Genomic DNA, 18,264 nt, shown 5'->3' with positions numbered 1-18,264 from the left:
TCAGTTCAGGTACATAAATTCATTACTGCTCAGGATCACACGGACATAAGCTGCCAGACTTGCAACGTTTTTGTCCGCGTCGCCGGCAAACTTCTCCGCGTAGTTTCGGCGGAATCGCTCGGCGTGACTGATTTCCGTTTCCGAAGGGGGACGCGAAAATGCCATTTCATACAGTTGCTGAATCTGTGCAGACTCCGTCGGAAATTCCTGCAGCAACCGCCGCGCGAGCACTGTGGATCTCTGATGAATGAACTCATCGTTCATCAGGAACAGTGCCTGCGAAGGAGTGGTTGTCGCCTCGCGTTTCCCGGTGGATGCATTCGGGTCGGCTCCATCGAAGAGTGCCAGGAATGGATGCCGTTTGATCCGCTGCGTCATCAGGTACACAGTACGCTTCTTCGAATCATACACCGCGTCGAACGGGTTGTGCTGGGAATATCCCCATTGAGAAGAAGGAGGGAATGGATGTTCTCCTCCCTGCGCCAGGTCGAGCTCACCGCTGAGGGCCAGCCAGGTATCCCGCAAGGATTCCGCATCCAGTCGATGCCGGTTGTAGTGCCAGTACAGCTTGTTTTCCGGATCGATCTTCTGCGACTCCGGCGAAGTCCGGCTCGAGAGCTGGTAAGCCCGTGACGTCAGAATCAGTCGATGCATCGACTTGAACGAGTAACCTTCTTTTCGAAATGTCGTTGCCAGGAAATCCAGCAGCTCCGGATCGGTTGGCGCTTCTCCACGGACGCCAAAATCATTGGGCGTCGCCACGATACCTCTGCCGAAGTGATAGAACCAGATGCGGTTCGCCATGACCCGTGCAGTGAGAGGGTTGCTCGGCGATGTCAGCCATTCCGCCAGCTCCCGACGTCCGCTTTCCTGACTCCCCTCCGACACCGCTTCCCCACCGAGCAGTTGGAGGAATCGACGCGGAACTTCTTCTCCCAGTCGTCCTGGCTCTCCTCGCAGCTGAATCCGCACATTCGTAGGAGTTCCTTCGACAACGCCGTAGACCGTTGGATACGCAGAGATAGCTTCCTGCGATGTCTTCTCCTGACGCAGCCGCTTCAGCGACTCACGCAGCTGGGCAATCGATTCCGCATTTGATGAAGCTGTCTCTGAATTTGTCGCCCCAGCAGGCAGAAAGGGTGTGGCTTGAACGAAGAAATTGTCGAGCTGTCGGGCGGGCCGGACAGCTTCCTTGTCCGTTCCATGACCATCGACAACCCAGGAGTTGACGGTCCCATCCCAGTCTGGATGAAATGGAACTGCCTCAAACGTCCATTGCTGGCTTCCGTCCGAGATGACCCCGAAAAATTGTTTCTTCTGCCAGTTCACTTCCAGCTGAAGATTGTACCAGCTCTCCAGTTTCAAGGGAGCAATCTCCCTGAGTCCGTCCCCGTCCCGGACGGCCAGATGCCCGGCATTCACGAACAGTTCCACCGCGGGCGAAAAGTTGTTTTCAGGATGGTCCAGTGCAATGCGATAATACCCATCGCCCCCCGCCTGAATATCGACGTTCCTGAAATCCAGGTTCAGGTGCAATGGCGACTCAGTTTCCACGGTGCAGGTCGGCAGAGGTCTGCGACATCCGAGATTCCCCGGAGCATTCGGCAGTTGAACCGATTGCTGACCCGGTGGAAACACATTTGTGAAAGTGCTGGACGCCCCCTGTACGACAATCGCCTCTTTGTCATGACGCCACGTCGGCGGAAGCGTTTGACCTTCTTCGAAATTCCCTTCCAGATTCAGAATCGGAAGTGTCGCTGCTTCGATCTCGCGATCGAGCTGCGCCAGTCGCTGCTTCCACTCTCGTTGAAGTTCTTCGGCTTCCTCAGGCGGAACCGCAGGAATCAGCTCCTTGGGACGAGGCGTCTCCTCAGCGCCGGGAAACGAGAACTTGGAGCTCGCGAAAATGCCGTACAGCGCGTAGTAGTCACTGGCAGACACCGGCTCGAACTTATGGTCATGACACCGGGCACAGCCGATGTTCAATCCCAATACCGACTGACCCATCGTGTCGAGCAGATCCTGCATCGTCAGATGGAAATCAAGGAAGTTTGTGTCGTTGAAACCGAATCGACGCGAGATAGCGAGGTGCCCTGTCGCGGTCACGAGCTCGGTGTACTGCTCGGGAGGAGACTCTTTCGCCAGAAGATCTCCTGCATACTGTTCGCGCAGAAACTGGTCGTACGGCTTGTCCTTGTTGAACGAGTCGATCACATAGTTGCGATACTTGTACGCGTCGGCGACCGGATGATCGCTGGCATTGCCGCTGGTGTCCGCATAACGGACAACGTCCAGCCAGTGCCGCCCCCAGCGTTCCCCATAATGAGGCGAAGCCAGCAATCGGTCGATCACCCGGGTCCAGGCATCTGCAGATTCATCCGCAAGGAAACTGTTCAGCTCATCGACCGTAGGAGGCAATCCGGTCAGGTCGTAAGTGACGCGACGCAGCAATGTCCGTCGGTCCGCGAGTTCCTGCGGCTGAATTCCTTCCGCCCGCCAGCGGGAGTAAAGAAACCGGTCGATGGGGTTTTGATTCCACTCCGGGTTGTCGACGGAAGGAGGAGCGGGATCGGAGATGGGTTGAAACGACCAGTGTGCCCGCTGTTCTTCGGTGATCTCGAAAGTCTTTGTCTTCTTTGTCGAACCATCCGCCGCCGGCTCATCTTCTTTCGGCCAGGGAAGTCCCATTTCGACCCAGCGGACAATCTTATCGATGTCGGGCTGCGGCAGTTTTCCGTTTGGGGGCATCTCCAGTCCGCGGTACTGCACAGCTTCGACGATCAGACTGTCTGCAGGCTTCTGCGGAACTGCCGCCGGGCCGCTGGCACCCCCTTCCACAATGAAGCTGCGAGAGTCCAGCCGCAATTCCCCTTCCTGCTTTCCTTCCGTGCTGTGACACTCGTAACAGTGTTTCGCCAGCAGGGGGCGAATCTCGTTTTCGAAATACTTGATTTCATCAGCACTGGGACCGCTGCCGGCCTCTGGTTCATCACTGGCAACCAGCAGGTTTGTGCTGGAAAAACTCACGCAGAGGCCAAGCAGGATCCTGAAGGATCGATGCGTGTGGAAATGTGCCATATTTGAACTCGAATCGACGATCATCGCGTGCCACTGGAGGAGGGAGGAGTAGCGACAGGACGACTCTCTGGGCGGGACGAAATCTCAATGCAAGATGGACTGGAGCCATCGCGCAACCACTTCATTCATTTTACGTCAGACTTCAGGTCAATCTGATAATCATTCTCTCCGGACTTCAGAATTATTGTCTGTGTCGGCTTTTTGAAGGACTTCGAAGTTGCAACTTTTTCTTTGCTGGAAGGCTTCGCCATTAATCCGCCCGAGGGCGGCTGATCGAATTTCGGTGTGACGGTCACTTCCACTCGGTACTCTCCGGGAGCCAGCTGTTGTTCACGGAGAATCTCGAAACTGCCATTCTTGATGGCACTTCCCCCTGCCGGACTGACGACACCCGGTTGCGGAATCAGTGACACAATGCCGGAATCAACTGGCACCCCATCGAGGGAAATCTGCCCATGGACAATCGCAGCATCCTTTCTGGCTGCATTCGATCCGCACCCCAACTCGCCGAGGACACAAAATCCAGCCGCAAGAAGAACGAACATGGGGACTCTGAAAACAATGATCGATGCGAGCATGACGACTGACCCCGCTCAAAAATTTGTGATGAAGACTATCCCTGTCCGGTTTCAGGCTGCTGGCGGCGGTCGCTTTGCGCAGAAGGATTCACCAGTGGCGCACCAGACTCGCTACCAGCACCCACGCCGTCATTCTCTAAAAGTCCCCGAGGATGTTCCCGTCATTATGAACTCCCAGGTTCCTCCAGGTCTCATTGGCGATGTTGTTACTGAAAAATCGACATGACCCGTCCGCCATCAACGCATGCACTCCTCCCGTATGAAGGCTGCGTGAGCTCAGGTTCATGTCCCGGTTGAAATACCCCGTGAAGTTCGTCTGGCATGGAACACCGGGGATACTCACACACGAGTCGCGTGCCAAATCCGGTGTGTTTGAATTCGGATTATTATCGAAGTGAATAAACGGTCCCTCGGGGTAATGCATCACAGCACGCAAGTCATTGTCAGTTGATTTCCGTAGTTCCCCTGCAAGGATGGAATTACTCATCCCGTCGGTGAAATCACGAGCCCCTGTCCGGGAGTTCACTTCGAAAGGACCCGCGCCAGCGCGGTTGACCCAGCTGTTCCCGCTGTAGAGACCAATGTATTTCAGATTCCCCACCCCGTTGCTGGCGCCGTAGTTCCCGCGAGCCATCTGATCATACGCAATAGCTGTGGAAGTGTAGTCACTGGGACAAGTCATCACTGGTAAGAACGTACTGGTGATGATGAAGTTCTTATATTGAGGATTGCTCGGATCTGAACTCGTCCAGCCGGAAGGAATGTTGTAGTCCAGTTTATTGAACATTGCAGCCTGATCGATAAACGGAAGAAGAGCGGCGACCCAGGTCCACTCGGAATTACTTTCATCATTCGGAAGTTGAATGTACCCGGGTGGAAGGACGTTGTGGGTGTCCATGTAATTGTGGAACCCGAGTCCGAGCTGCTTGAGATTGTTCTTGCACTGTGAGCGTCGTGCCGCCTCGCGTGCCTGCTGAACAGCGGGCAGAAGCAATGCGATTAAAACGGCGATGATAGCAATCACCACGAGGAGTTCGATGAGTGTGAAACCAGACTTCCTGAGCATTCGAGAATTGCGCATGTCAATCACCTTAAAATCAGTGGCACGGATGTAACGCAGAGAATCTCTCTATGGAATTCGAAGCTACCAGTCGCAGTCCTTCAATCTCGTTGTCAGTCCGTCGGTTCTCAGCAAGAAAACAGGTCTCATGTCACGTTTCGTCCTGACCATTGGTCACGGAGAACTCTTTAAATCAATGTCGAACCGGTTCGCTCCAGGCTGGACATTCAATGACAGTGTCGATTTCTTGTTGTATTGAGCGGGGATAACTTGTACGTACTCCGCACCCGGACTCATTGGTCCGACAGGTTCGTTCGCAGGGGCGTCGGAAGTCGATTTCCCTTTGACTTCTTTCATCGCTGTAATCTCGATGCGATGCATTCCGAGAACAGGTCCTGCGGTGCGGGGAATCTCGAACTTGCCGTTGTTGATCGTCGCCCCACTCGTCGGTCCCACAACACCTTCTGCTGGGGAAAGGATGAGCGATCCGTTTTCCAGCGGTTCGCCATTCAATCGGATTTCACCCGAGACGGAGGCGCGTTCCGGCCCCTGGGAAGCGCCGCACCCGACCAGTCCGATGATACACATCAATGCGGTTGTAACGCTGATTCCTCGACAACCACGTTCTGACAACATTTCTCAAATCCCTCTGAAGGTGCCTGGGGCAGGAGCAAAGCAAATGATTAAAAGCGATATCGGCAAGAGGATTCTGGGGCGAAGAAGTCATCCAGTTGCGGTGCAACGCAGGACGCAACTGGATGATGATCCACCGTCTCTAAGAGCGTTTAGAATTCGCCAAGAACGTTGCCGTCGTTATGCACGCCCAGGTTCTGCCAGGTCGTTTGATTGACGTTATTGCTGGCAAAACGCACGGATCCGTCGGCCAACAGGATCTGAACCCCGCCTGTGTGGAGGCTGCGGGAAGTGAGAGTCATATTCAACGTGTTCCAGGCATTATAAGCCCCGGTGCAAGGCATGTCTTTTGTGGTTGTACAGCCGGATGTTCGAATGCCGTCTGCTGCCGAGCTGTTGGGGGTGTAGTCAAAGTTGACCAGGCAGCCTTCGTTGTTATGCATATTGCCGCGAATATCGTTCGCGTGGCCTCCGCTCGAACCGCCTTGGCGATACTCAGCCACCAGTACGGCATTGCTCATGCCGTCTGTAAAATCCTGGGGCCGGCAGCTGGAATTCACTTCGAAAGGGCCGACATTAGCACGCTTTGGAAGCGTGGGGACAGTCCCGATAAACTGTTGTGGACCCAGTCCGTTGTTTCCGCCGTAGTTCCCTTTTGCGAAGAGGTTCCATCCCAGAGCTCCCGGAATGTCGGAAGGACAGGTCATCACCGGCAGCTTCGTGCTGACCATCTTGAAGTTGTCAGATCCTGTCCCGGAAGGTTGCGTGCTCCCTGAACTGATCGCCCAGTTGATCCCATTGAACAGGGCAGACTGTTCGACATAGGGGAGCAGCATGGTGATCCAGGTGAACTGGTTGTATCCCGATGACAATTCGACATATCCAGGGGGAAGGGTCCGGTGCGCGTCCATGTAGTTGTGGAGAGCCAGACCGACCTGCTTCAGATTGTTCTTGCACTGCGAGCGTCTGGCCGCCTCACGGGCCTGCTGAACTGCCGGTAACAGCAGGGCGATCAGGACTGCGATAATGGCGATGACCACCAAAAGCTCGATGAGCGTGAATCCTCGTTTGGCGTGCCTCGAAATTTGATTCATTTGAAGGGACCTTTGCGGAAACGAAAAAAACTGACCTATGGATGTGCATCTGCACAGACAAGATTGAAACCAAAAGAATGACGCAACACGATCTGATGCACTGATCGATCGCGAACTGCCAGCCTCCATGGAGTGATTTCAGGGAACGTTGCTGCTGACACAGCAGCCTGTTTCAAGCTGAACTTTTCAAGTCGACGCCGATCGGTTTGACCTCGGTTTCACATCCAACTTGAGATTTGTTTGTTCGTTGTCGATTGCGGGAATAATCTGAATCAGCCTCTGCCCGGTTGCGAACTACGTCAGGCTCCGTCTCGGGGGACCGTCTGGCAGATGCCCTCATTTAACAACACCTTTGGATGAGCGGATTGGATTTCTGTAGGAACAATTCAGTTGCTCAAATCGCCCTTGATGGCACACCTGGGTCGTCGGCCCGACATCCCCAGGACCTCAAATTGTCAAACGATATGCAGGGGTTCAGACCGCAGACAAATCGAATTTGGATGAATCTGACAATTTCCAAAATTTCCCCGACGGCCCCTTCTGCGAGTCAATCAATTTTCGCCCGCAACAGCCGCTTTGCCTCTTCCAGCGATCCCTTGCGGAAGCACTCGAGAATCGCCTTGTGTTCCACGTAAATTTCATTGGCCTCACCGTTCCCACGCTGCATGCGTCGAAAGTGAGATCGAATGCGTCCAACCAGCGCATCCCAGATGACAAGCAGGTCCGGCTGACGGGCTCGCTCGACGAGCGTGCGATGAAACGCAATGTCCAGATCTGCGATGGCGAACAGGTCCCCTTCGCTGCAGGCCTTCTCCATGCGGGCGACAATGTCTTCCCACTTCTGAAAGTCTTCTTCGGTCAGGCTGTCGAACACCATTTCCAGTGCGAATGCTTCCACCGTCCGGCGAATGGGGACGACGAGCTTTCGGATTTCCAGGGGAGCTCCCGGCGAGATCACGGCGCCTCGATTGGGGCGGGAGGTCAACAGTCCTTGCATGGACAGCCGCAGAACTGCTTCCCGGACCGGGCTTCGCCCCACTCCAAAACGCTTGGCCAGTTCCTGCTCCGTCAGCCTGCCCCCTTCGGCAATTCGACCCGAGAGAATGTCGCCTCGCAGCTGCTCGGCGATTTCCTGGGAATATGTTTGATTGCCGCTTTCCGATTCTTGAGCCACAACTCCATCCCTCCGCGTTCACACTGACCCGCACAACAGTCTTACAGTCACTACTGCTAGAGAAAAAACCAGCCACGCATCAGCAATGACCATCGTGACTGTAGGATTATTTAAAAGATTTGTCAACAATCAGGCGGTGGATTGTTGATTAATTGGCGGCAACCAGGAACAATGTAGCCGGGTCGTCGACTCAAACTCCCGCAAATTTCAACAACGAGTGTTTCTGATGAAAATTACGCAGGTCATCTGCCAGATCCTCCGCATTAAGAACGTGGAAGCGAAAACAGCCAGCAGCCAGGACTCCGTCCTGGTGCGAGTGCGAACAGACAACGGGCTCGAGGGAATCGGTGAAGCTGACTCCTCCCCAGAGATGGTCAAAGCGGTCATCGACGCCCCGTTCAGTCATAATGTTGCGACCGGATTGCGACGTTTGCTCATCGGTGAGAATCCCCTCGAGACCGATCGGCTCTGGGAGAAGATGTACCGCCAGTCCATGTACTGTGGACGACGATCAACAACCATTACAGCCATGGCTGCTATCGACCTGGCCCTGTGGGACATTAAGGGGAAGCACTTCGGGGAGCCGATTCACCGGCTGCTCGGAGGAAAGAAGCACGATCGCCTGAGAGCATACGCTTCCATCCTTTTCGGTAAGAACGGTGATGAAACCGCCCGGATTGGAGAGCGTTTCCGCGAAGAAGGATACAGTGCTGTCAAGTTCGGATGGGAACCGATGGGGCACAGCGAAGCCGTCGACATCGACCTCGTGAAAGGGGCCCGTAAGGGGCTGGGGGACGACGGAATTCTGCTCGTCGACGCCGGCTGCGTCTGGGATGCCCGCACTGCACTGGATCGGGCAAACGCCTTTGCCGAACAGAAAATCGGCTGGCTGGAAGAACCTCTTCGTCCGGATGATTATGAAGGGTACCGCTGGCTGCGTGACCGGTCTCCCGTCCCCATTGCGTCCGGCGAAGAAGAGTGCGGGCGTTATTCATTCCGACCGCTCATCGATGGCCGCTGCCTGGACGTTTATCAGGTCGACCTCTCCCGCAACGGCTTCAGCGAAGCGAACTACATTCGCCAGCGCGTCGAAGAGATCGGGGCCCGCCTGTGCAATCACTGTTACACCAGTCCAGTGACGGTTGCTGCGAGCATTCATTGGCTCAGCACCTGCAAAGACGCCTTTATCTTCGAAGACTGTGTGGAAGATTCGCCGCTGCGACACGAATTGACCAACGAACGTATTCAGGCTGTCGATGGCTGGATCTCTCCTCCAGAGGGTCCGGGTCTGGGAATTACCATCAACGAAGATTTCGTGAAATCTGCGTTGGTGGACGAGTCTCGCTGAGATCGGTCCCACTCGATTGCAGAGTGTCCGAAGGGAAGCTGATTGAACGCGGTGAAGCGGCAGGTTAGTCTCCGGGCGTGGGACGTCCCGCCGCAGTCGCCGCGCGTTCAAGTGTTCTATTCTTTAGACTCCGCTTCTCGGTGCGTCGTCCGGTCCATGGAGAAGATTGCTGCCGCCGTGTCCATCGCGGTGTCAGCAAACTTCCGGCGCAGACTGCATGATGTTCGATCTCCTGCAAACTAGTGCAAACCTGTCACGCAGTTCCCCGCTGCAGTTTGTTCGTCAACATCCCTGAGGAGCCCGCCAAAATTTCCCAGCGACGAGTTCTGATTGCTGAGTACCTCCACGAGATCTGCTCGTTCAATCCGGTACCGACACGGTATTCAGATTTTTATGTCAATCAGGGTGAGCAGGTCCTGAAGCTGCATCGGTCGATTCGGGCTGAGATTGGCGGCGCGTTGAGCGTCTTCGATTCTGTTCCGGAAATCGAACTGGTACCAACCTTCAGCGCTCGCGGCATTACCTCCGGCGGAGTCATTCCGGCTGAGGACTATGCCCGCATCGAATCGGAGTGGGTGGCGACACTTCGAAATGCCGGTCCCGTGGACGGAGCTTATTTCTGCCTTCACGGGGCTACAGCTGCCAAGGGCGAAGATGACCCCGAGGGAAGGTTGCTGGAGATTGCCCGCGACATTCTCGGCAAATCGATTCCCTTTGTCGCTTCGTTCGACCTGCATGGGGTCCTGACGGATCGCATGCTGAAACACTGTGACGCCATCACCGTGTATCACACGTACCCTCATGTCGATTTCTTCGAGACGGGCGAACGGGCGGCCAGATTGCTGGTGCAGCTTCTCGATAAAAAGATTCACCCGGTCATTGCGAAAGTCGAACTCCCCGCACTTGTTCGTGGGGATGAACTGATTACTGAGTCCGGTCTCTTCGGCCGTCTGATTGCCCAGGCTCAGGAGATTCAAAAGGGGCCTCGGGGACTCTCCGCCGGCTTCTTCATCGGCAATCCCTTCACCGACGTGCCGGAACTTCGATCCTATGCCGTTGTCGTGACTGACAACGATCCCGAACTGGCCCGCACAGAAGCTGTTCGTCTGGCAGAAAACTTCTGGGAGCATCGGCAGCGGATGCAGGCACAGCTGGTTCCACTTTCGCAGGCGGTTCAGCAGGCGCTGGAATCGAAACGGCAAGTGGCACTCGTCGATGCTGCGGACGCCACCAGTTCCGGAGCCTCCGGCGACAGCGTCGAAATCCTCCGTGAACTTCTCTCACAGGGTTGCGAACGCACCATGCTGGTGCCTGTCGTCGATGCACCGGCAGTCGAAGCAGCGTTCGCAGCTGGTGTCGGAGCGACCATTCAGGTTGACGTCGGCGGTACTCTCGACCAGAAGCGTTTTCAGTCTGTGTCGATCACAGCGCAGGTGCGGCTCCTCTCCGATGGGCGGATTCGCAGCGAATCGTTCGGTCAGGAGTGGAACTCGGGGAGAACTGCCGTCCTGCAGGCTGGCCCGGTCACACTTGTTGTGAGCAGCCGCCCGGTTCATCTCTTCGACCGATCACTCTTCCTGTCGAATGGACAGGATCCCAGGAATTTTGAGATCACGATTGTCAAGTCGCCGCATTGCCAGAAGCACATGTATGCGGACTGGTGTCAGATGATCAACGTCGATGCTCCGGGATCGACCAGCGCGAACGTTCCAACACTGGGGCACGTGCAGTGCCGTCGACCAGTGTTCCCGCTGGACCCGGAAGTTCAATGGCAGCCGCAGGCAAAGACCTTTTCCCGATAGAAATGGCTCAATGACTCACACTCCAGTGGAATCCCCGGCAACTGAGGTGATGAATCCCGGACCGTCTGAAGGACGGACGACAGCGCAAATCGCCCGCAAGTCTTCGTCCGGGCCTTGGATGGTGCTCGCCCTGCTCTGCGGGCTGTCGATGATCACGTATCTGGACCGGGTCTGTTTCGGGGTGGCGGCTCCCTCGGTCGCCAGCGAACTGAACCTGGGCAGCGTCGCTGAACTGAAATGGGCGTTCACCGCGTTCGCGATTGCTTACGGGCTGTTTGAGATTCCGACAGGATGGCTTGGAGATCGACTCGGGCCACGGTCCATGCTCATCCGCATTGTTCTCTGGTGGTCGGTCTGTACAGCACTGACCGGGCTCGTGGGGTTTCGGTTCGGGAGCTGGACGTTCGGCGGTCTGGGAACCTTGATCCTCCTTCGATTTCTCTTTGGAGCGGGGGAAGCGGGGGCCTATCCGAATATCACAAGAGCCCTTTACAACTGGTTTCCGCCACACAAATGGGAGTTCGCCCAGGGACTGATCTGGATGTCCGGTCGCATCATGGGCGGGATCACCCCATTTATCTGGGCGGTGCTTGTGTCGGGAACAGGCTGGTCGACTCCATTGATCAACTGGCGAGTCGCATTTTTGATCTTCGGTGCAATCGGGGTCTGCTGGTGTGTGCTGTTCCGCCTGGTGTTTCAGGATCACCCCGACAGCAATGGGAGGACAGACGAGCTTGCTGCAGTCACTGCTCATTCTCACTCGCATGCCGCCGTCCCGTGGAAATGGCTGCTGACCAACAGAAACCTGATTTTCCTGTGCCTGGCCTACTCCATGTTGAACTATGGCTGGGTGTTCAACATCACGTATCTCCCCTCCTATCTTCAGCAACGCTTTCCCAACTCTGCCTCAGCGACTTTAATCGCCTTGTACACGGGGGCTCCGCTGTGGGTGGGTGCACTGGGATGTCTGGGGGGCGGTTACATGGTCTCTTTTATTGACCGTCGGTTGCAGAATCGTCGCCGCTCTCGGCGGTTGCTGGGGACGTGCGCGATGCTGGGGTGTGCATTGTGCTGGACCGTGGCTCATCAGGCGAATGATCTGCATGTGTTCTGCATCAGCGTCTCGCTCGCGGCATTCTGCGTCGATCTGACGCTGGGTGCTGCGTGGGCGACCTGTCAGGAGATCGGTCAGGAGCACACCGCAGTCGCTGCTGCGATGATGAATACCGTCGGCACTTTAGGAGCGGCCGTTGCAGCCTGGTTTACAGGAACGGCGGTTCAGTATTTCATCGCCCAGAAGGCAGTGGCCGAGAATGTTCCTCTTCCGTCGCTCCCTGTCGAAACCCACCATCAGGCGGCGATCGCCGGCTTCCACTTCGTCTTCCTGACCTACATTGCGATTTATGTCGTCGCAGCCGGATGCTGGATGGCGCTGAACGAGAAAAACTCAGAACGGGTCTCGTGATAGCATCGGCCGGTAATGGTCTCGGTGAAGAACTGCGAAAGACGAAATTCGAGAGACTGTCGAAGAATGTTGAGCCGCACACTTGATGTGTGCAGCTCAACATTCTTTGTGTGAGTGGGATTTGATCTCGTGACGCATTGCGTGTTCGAGATCGACTCCGGTCAGTCGACCAGCTCGGCGTTGTGATAGACTTCCTGCACGTCGTCGCATTCGTTCAGCATGTTCATCAGCTTTTCGAACATCGGGCGATCTTCCGGGCCGACCTGCTTGCTGTTTTGCGGGAGAAGTGTGATCTCTTCCACGTCGAATTCCAGCCCGGGGAACTTCTGCAGCAACGCATTTTTGGCTTTGTAGAGTTCACTAGGTGGGGCGAAGATCGTAATCGTCCCCTCTTTGGATGAAACGTCGTTCACGTTGACGTCCGCATCCAGCAGGGCTTCGAGGGCCTGATCTTCGCTGTCCCCTTTGAAAACCAGCACTGCCAGTTGATCGAACCACAGAGCGACCGATCCGGTGGCCCCGAGCTTGGAGTTTGTCTTGGTGAAGCAGTTCCGAACTTCGGAGATGGTCCGCTGGTTGTTGTCGGTCAGACAGTCGACCACGACCATGCAACCGCCCGGTCCAAACCCTTCATAGCGGGCGGGGAGAAAGTTTTCGCCGCCTGCCCCTTTGGCCTTCTGGATCGCCTTTTCGATGACGTGGGCCGGGACCTGATCCCGCTTGGCCTTGTCGATCAGACTTCTCAAGGCGGGATTTCCCTCGGGATCGGGAACGCCATTCTTGGCGGCAACGTACAGCTGTTTGCCGTATTTGGAATACAGTTTCGACTTATGCGCAGCTGTCTTGAAGATCGCGTTCTTGCGATTCTCGAAATCTCTTCCCATCACCTTCTCCTCTTCATCTTGTGGGAAACCGTCGAAACGCTCCCGTATCGACCCCACAAGTCATAAAAACTCGATCCCCGCTGACAGTACCGATTTGCGTCAGAGGAGGCTAGCGAACGCAGCGAACTTCTGCGACGTCCCGGGAAGATCGTCTCCCGGCTTGGCTCTCGCGGGCCAGAAACGGCTCTCTTCACTCCGCGTTCATCGACTCCAGCAGCTGGTTGAGGTTCAATTGGACATACGGACGTTCGGCTGCCGGATGCAAGTGGTCTGCGTTCGCCACGTAGAACAGTCCGTCTTCGGGGACGAAAAGGACGTTATGCAGGTTGGACTTCATGGCCACCGGCCGACACATCAACCACTGCCCCGCTTCGGCGTCGATCTGCCCGTACTTCTCCTGAACTCTCGAGCGAAGCGCCTCCAGCCGCTGACCAGCCGACAGCACCACCGCGTCCGGGATTCCCGGCCCCAGAAGGGCGTGTGCTTCTCCAGGCTGGATGAACTCAATCGATTCCGGACGGGCTGCCACGCCGACCGCGTTGCGGGTCTTCCCTTCGGCGAACACATAATAGTATTCGCAGGTCCTGGGGCTTTCCCTCCACAGAGAAATGACTTCCTCCAGAGTTGAACATTCTTCGAGGGCACGTCGCATCAGGGTCGCCATCGGAACGCCGTCCCAGGCCCCTTCTCCGCGGCCTCCCATTTCCCCCAGAGAAATTGTTTTCGTATTCATCCCGCTCACGCTGCCGATGAATGCAGCGTATCCGACATTGGCGAACGGAATCTGTTCCGCGGGAGCCATGATGAAGGTGGCAGCACAGTCCTGCAGGCCGATCATGGTCATGTAGTCCAGGACGCGGCCGTGATACAGCTTGCCCCCTTGGGTGGCCGCTCCGAAAACGGCGAACCCCGAACAGTGGAACAGCTCGGGAAAGACGTTGAGCTCTTCGACGAGCTGCGGTTCCATATCAAGACTGGCGGCCAGGGCTCGGGTTTCCTGACGGTGTCGTTCCGGGATGTGAGGCAAAAGGCGTTCGGCAGCCTCTTGAAGATCGTGCCGGAACCATCGTCCGGTTCGCACGGTCTGAAGCGTTCCAAAGACATTCAACACCGAATCCATGCAGCGTGTGGATTCATCCTTGAGCAGCTGGCCGTGAGCTGTGCCAATCTCCTCGGGAGTTCCGGAAAGCAGGACGACTCGCTGACCATCCACCCAGCGCAGTTCCCCGTGTGGAACTTTCCTGGGCTGCTGCGCCGGCTTCGTTAACGAAGAGGAAGGGATCAGCAGTTCCAGGCCGCGGGCGCATCCCCGGGCCAGCTGGGATTCCAGTTCTGAACGGGGAAGCTCGATCACCTTCAGATCGCCGAACTGGTCGGTCGGCCGCAATTCGCCTGCAGCTCCCAGAGAAAGCCGAACCTTCGAATCCCCTGAAGAGATCTCAAAGCCCTGGTCTTCCGGCAGGACTTCGAGTGAGAACCGGGATCCCGCCTGATAACGGTTTTCCGACTCGTTGTATTTCAGCTTCGCGAGAGAGAGCACGAGGGCCACCAGACCTTCCGGTTGTTCCGGAGAAAGCAGTGGCAAATAATTGGCTGCCTGCGTGCCCGGTCCGCAGATCCGCTTGAGGAAGCGATCCGGCTTCAAAGAATCCGGGCCGGCGATCGTGCCTCGACTCACATAGACAACGTGATGCAGCGGCAGCATCAGTGCCAGCAGGTCTTCGCGGCGTCGAATCTCGACCGCATAGTCTTTGTGGGTGATCGCCAGATCGAAGCACTCCGCGTCAGTCCGATTGAATTCAAGAGTGACTTCCTGAGCGGACCCATCGATTGGGAGGCTGCATTCCCCGTGAATCGAGTAATCGGAGTCTGTCCCCGCGACAATCTTTGCCCAGGGAAGCAGCGCCTGTTTCAGTTCGGGGCGAGGAGTGTCCGCCCGCGCGGGGGTGCCGATTGCACAGGCCACGATCAGAACGAGGACTGAACAACAACGTGAACGCACGATAATCATGGGGGCCCCGAATTGGAGATTGTCAGTCAGATCTGACCGGTCAGCATGCAAGGACACTTGCCTGGATTTCAATCTGCGGATTGTCTCTCACAAACGAAATTCTGGCAAGACTTGCCCCAGCGAAGAAGAAGTTGTCGGGCGAAACCGCGCTCAGGGGCTCCACAACGTGGATAGCCGCTTCCAGAGCAGAAGCCCCGAGACGAAAGCGGCTGTCAGATGCGCCGCGACGACGGCTGTCGTTCCCAGAAGAATGATTTCCGCGAAGCGTCCCTCGAGATTGTCGGAGATCTGCTTTAACACCTGATGCAACAACTCTGCCGACAGTGCGAATCCCAAAGCCAGGATCAGGATCGCCCATTCCAGTGTGGTCAGCCCCATGACCAGACTGGCCAGCAGGACGGTGGCTGAACAAAAGAAAAAGACGAACAGCGTACTGTCGGCCCGGATTCCGAACCGCAAACCTGTCTCGGCATCCACAAGGCGTTGTCGCCAGGGAGAACGCCGAGGTTTCTCAACGGGATCGTCCAGGAGTTCCGTAGACATGCGACCTGAGGAGCGGGAAGGGGATTGCGAAGACGCTTACTGCCGGGGGACAATGGCAGTGGCGGAAATTTACTTTTGAAGCGGAATTCAGGTCAAGATGCCCTCTTCAATCCTCGGTTTGGAGTGCGAAACCGGGGATCACAATGTCTGTTCCCTGCCGGTGTTACAGGGAATCCGCAGAAAAACTCGTGATTTTGATCGGTAAGCCGCATCAACGTCGAACGATATATGTCTGGAGTGACCTTTTACGATGGATGATCACACAGAATCGAACTCGACCGACGGGGCCGAACTCTCATCGGAAGCCCGGTACGAGGAGTTCCTGACTCTCTTCTCCAGAGATCGGGAGCGCTTGTCGGCATACATTTATTCCCTGCTCCCGAATCAGGCGGACGCTGAGGATGTCTTTCAGCGATGCAGCCTGTTGTTGTGGCGAAAATTCCCGGAGTACGAACGTGATCGCAGCTTTCTGGCCTGGGCCTGCGGAGTGGGGTTCTATGAAGTTCGAAACTTCTTGCGATCGGTCCAGCGGGATCGACTCCAGTTCAATTCCGAATTGATGTCGCAACTTGCGGATCGCCGTCGGCAGTCTCTGGATCAGGCGGCGGAAATGATGCCGGTGCTGCGGGGCTGTCTGGAGGCGTTGTCCGAATCTCATCGTGAACTGGTGCGAGTCGCTTATGAACAGGACGGAACCTTGAAAGACTTCGCGGAGGCACAGAATCAGCCCTTACAGACTCTTTACAACCAGCTGGGCCGGATCCGTCGACTGCTGTTGAACTGCGTCCAGCGTCAGCTGGCGGTGGAGTAATCAGCCATGTCCACAAACGATCGCCGGGAACTCGATGAACTGGTCAACTGCCTGTTGAATGGGGAGATCACCGCGGATCAGCATGGTCGTCTGGAGCAGATCCTGACTTCCAACCCGCAGGCGCAGGATGATTACTTTTCCCGAATCGATCTGCATCTCGCCCTGCAGAAGGTCGCAAGGCAGCGGCCCGAACCCGATCCGGTGGCAGACTCGCAGTTGCACCGGCATCAAGGTTCAACTTCATCGACTCGTCGAAGTTCCTGGCGCCTCGCGGCATCGGTCGTCGCCGCCGGCTTGCTGTTGGCAGCAACGATGGTGTTCCCGGATTGGCTCAACTCGCCCAAAGTTCCCGTTGTTGTCGTTCCGGCGGAAACCCCTGAGCTTCCCGTAAACACAATCGCGCCCGTCGACACTCCCATCACAGTGGCGCTTGCCCCGGACGAGGCCGATCCGCCGGTCCGGTTGAGGCAATCGGCCGGCGCGGAGCTGCTGCGTGAGGTCGTTCCGGAACTGGGAGCGGGGATGAAGGTGGATCACGAATATGTTCTCGTCAAAGGGATGATAGAACTGGAGTTCGCAGGGGGCGCCACCGCCCTGCTGAAGGCCCCCGCGGTGTTCCGTGCCTCTTCTTCAAACCGTATGGAACTGAAGGTTGGAAGCTGCTCTGTTCATGCTCCTGAGGGTGCAGAAGGGTTTGAAGTCGGGACCCCCCGCAGCACCGTTATCGATCTGGGAACCCGATTTTCCGTCGACGTGAATGATGCTGGGAACTCCGACGTGCAGGTGATTGAAGGTGCTGCACAGGTTGTGATGAAATCGGAAGAGGCGATGGCCCCAAAAACACTGACTCAGGGGGAAGCAACCCGGGTGGCCGCCCCTACAGAAGGCCTGCAGGCCATTCGCTTCAATCCCCACCAGTACCAGCGCGCTCTTCCCGATCGTATTGTTTCCTACGAAGCAAAGAAGCATGGGGATGGTCCCGCGGTGCGAGAGTTGTTGAGCGTCACGGCTCAGCGGGGCCAGCAACTGATCACCTATCCCGTGGATGAACTCATCGGGATCGAACTGCTGCATTTCTCCTCTTTCTCCAATCCCAACAGTCTGGCCAGCGACGTTGATCTTCCTGCCGATGTGACCGAACTGTTAACGCATGATCGGGCCCTCAACACCGGGGTGATCAACTTCGATCACGATCCTGATCGCCCCCGGGCCGCTGAAGAAAACTGGTCGGACTATCACAACAAACCGGGACTGGCGGTTCGGTTCCATGAGCCGGTGACCAACAGCCCCGGTCCTGACGTGGTGCTCTTCGAAGTGCAGTCCGTGGTTTACCCGCATGAAGGAGATCGTTTTCGCGTCAGTCCGATTGAAGCGGAAGCTGGAACGCGGGCGCATTTGATCACGAAATTCGACATCTCTCTCAACACTGCCAATGCACGCGAAGTCGCCCCGTTTCGGGTGTTTACCTTCAAGCAGGTCCCGAAGTCGCTGGACGACCTCACCTCGGGGCAGGCCACTGCACGACGGGGGGCGGAGATGTCATTGCCGTTCTACGCACTGGCTGTGGGGATCGATCTGTCCGATCTTGGCTATGCGGAGGGGGCCAAAGTGCCGGGACTGTTTTTTGAGAACGCCAGCCAGGACCGGAATCACGTCCTGGACCCCGTGTTTATTGGCGGATTCCCGGCGATTACGAAAGCTGAAAGCGAGTGAGTCATTCCAGAGAAAAGGACTTGGAGTGCCATGAATCGGCCTTCCGGTCCCGTTCCGTTCGATTGCGTTG

The 18,264-nt window shown here is 56.4% G+C and carries 14 protein-coding genes; 5 read left to right on the top strand and 9 right to left on the bottom strand.

What is annotated here, in order from left to right; genetic code table 11:
- The 6 genes from SH661x_RS14975 to SH661x_RS14950 form a co-directional block, all read right to left on the bottom strand.
- The gene (locus SH661x_RS14975) at positions 1–3,078 is read right to left on the bottom strand and encodes a PSD1 and planctomycete cytochrome C domain-containing protein (protein WP_437222906.1); all 3,078 of its coding nucleotides are present in this window, start codon (positions 3,076–3,078) and stop codon (positions 1–3) included.
- A 125-nt stretch (positions 3,079–3,203) separates the two neighbouring features.
- Positions 3,204–3,623: a hypothetical protein gene (locus SH661x_RS14970; RefSeq protein WP_437222904.1), complete on the bottom strand. Its 420-nt coding sequence runs from the start codon at positions 3,621–3,623 to the stop codon at positions 3,204–3,206.
- A 169-nt stretch (positions 3,624–3,792) separates the two neighbouring features.
- A complete protein-coding gene (locus SH661x_RS14965; RefSeq protein ID WP_437222901.1) occupies positions 3,793–4,737 on the bottom strand; it encodes a DUF1559 family PulG-like putative transporter in 945 nt (314 codons plus the stop codon).
- Between the two features lie 153 nt (positions 4,738–4,890).
- Positions 4,891–5,352 (bottom strand): hypothetical protein, encoded by a 462-nt coding sequence (locus SH661x_RS14960; protein ID WP_437222898.1) that lies wholly within the window; start codon positions 5,350–5,352, stop codon positions 4,891–4,893.
- Between the two features lie 149 nt (positions 5,353–5,501).
- Entirely contained in the window at positions 5,502–6,443 is a 942-nt protein-coding gene (locus SH661x_RS14955; RefSeq protein ID WP_437222896.1) for a DUF1559 family PulG-like putative transporter, read from the bottom strand.
- 547 nt (positions 6,444–6,990) lie between these two features.
- Positions 6,991–7,617, bottom strand: a complete 627-nt coding sequence (locus SH661x_RS14950; RefSeq protein ID WP_437222894.1) for a GntR family transcriptional regulator — start codon at positions 7,615–7,617, stop codon at positions 6,991–6,993.
- Positions 7,618–7,843: 226 nt separating this feature from the next.
- Between SH661x_RS14950 and SH661x_RS14945 the strand changes: the two genes are divergently transcribed.
- From SH661x_RS14945 to SH661x_RS14935, 3 genes are all read left to right on the top strand, one after another.
- Positions 7,844–8,965, top strand: coding sequence for a mandelate racemase/muconate lactonizing enzyme family protein (locus SH661x_RS14945; protein WP_437222891.1), 1,122 nt, complete (start codon positions 7,844–7,846; stop codon positions 8,963–8,965).
- Positions 8,966–9,240: 275 nt separating this feature from the next.
- Complete coding sequence (locus tag SH661x_RS14940; protein WP_437222888.1) at positions 9,241–10,767, top strand: M81 family metallopeptidase; 1,527 nt, start codon at positions 9,241–9,243, stop codon at positions 10,765–10,767.
- 10 nt (positions 10,768–10,777) lie between these two features.
- Positions 10,778–12,232: an MFS transporter gene (locus SH661x_RS14935; RefSeq protein WP_437222886.1), complete on the top strand. Its 1,455-nt coding sequence runs from the start codon at positions 10,778–10,780 to the stop codon at positions 12,230–12,232.
- 161 nt (positions 12,233–12,393) lie between these two features.
- Here SH661x_RS14935 and SH661x_RS14930 read toward each other — a convergent pair whose 3' ends face one another.
- The 3 genes from SH661x_RS14930 to SH661x_RS14920 all read right to left on the bottom strand — a co-directional run bounded on the left by SH661x_RS14930 (position 12,394) and on the right by SH661x_RS14920 (position 15,670).
- The gene (locus SH661x_RS14930) at positions 12,394–13,116 is read right to left on the bottom strand and encodes a YebC/PmpR family DNA-binding transcriptional regulator (protein ID WP_437222883.1); all 723 of its coding nucleotides are present in this window, start codon (positions 13,114–13,116) and stop codon (positions 12,394–12,396) included.
- Between the two features lie 190 nt (positions 13,117–13,306).
- Complete coding sequence (locus SH661x_RS14925) at positions 13,307–15,127, bottom strand: C45 family autoproteolytic acyltransferase/hydolase (protein WP_437222881.1); 1,821 nt, start codon at positions 15,125–15,127, stop codon at positions 13,307–13,309.
- Between the two features lie 150 nt (positions 15,128–15,277).
- Positions 15,278–15,670, bottom strand: a complete 393-nt coding sequence (locus tag SH661x_RS14920; RefSeq protein WP_437222879.1) for a diacylglycerol kinase — start codon at positions 15,668–15,670, stop codon at positions 15,278–15,280.
- 250 nt (positions 15,671–15,920) lie between these two features.
- On the opposite strand from SH661x_RS14920, the gene SH661x_RS14915 reads away from it, so the two are divergent.
- Both SH661x_RS14915 and SH661x_RS14910 read left to right on the top strand, forming a co-directional pair.
- Positions 15,921–16,481, top strand: coding sequence for a sigma-70 family RNA polymerase sigma factor (locus SH661x_RS14915; protein ID WP_437222877.1), 561 nt, complete (start codon positions 15,921–15,923; stop codon positions 16,479–16,481).
- Between the two features lie 6 nt (positions 16,482–16,487).
- Positions 16,488–18,194 (top strand): FecR domain-containing protein, encoded by a 1,707-nt coding sequence (locus SH661x_RS14910; protein WP_437222875.1) that lies wholly within the window; start codon positions 16,488–16,490, stop codon positions 18,192–18,194.
- Positions 18,195–18,264 lie beyond the last annotated feature (70 nt).

Origin of the sequence: Planctomicrobium stercoris, assembly GCF_051465655.1 — a bacterium.
In the GTDB taxonomy this organism is placed as follows: domain Bacteria; phylum Planctomycetota; class Planctomycetia; order Planctomycetales; family Planctomycetaceae; genus Planctomicrobium.
This window is presented reverse-complemented; position numbering and strand designations above follow the sequence as displayed.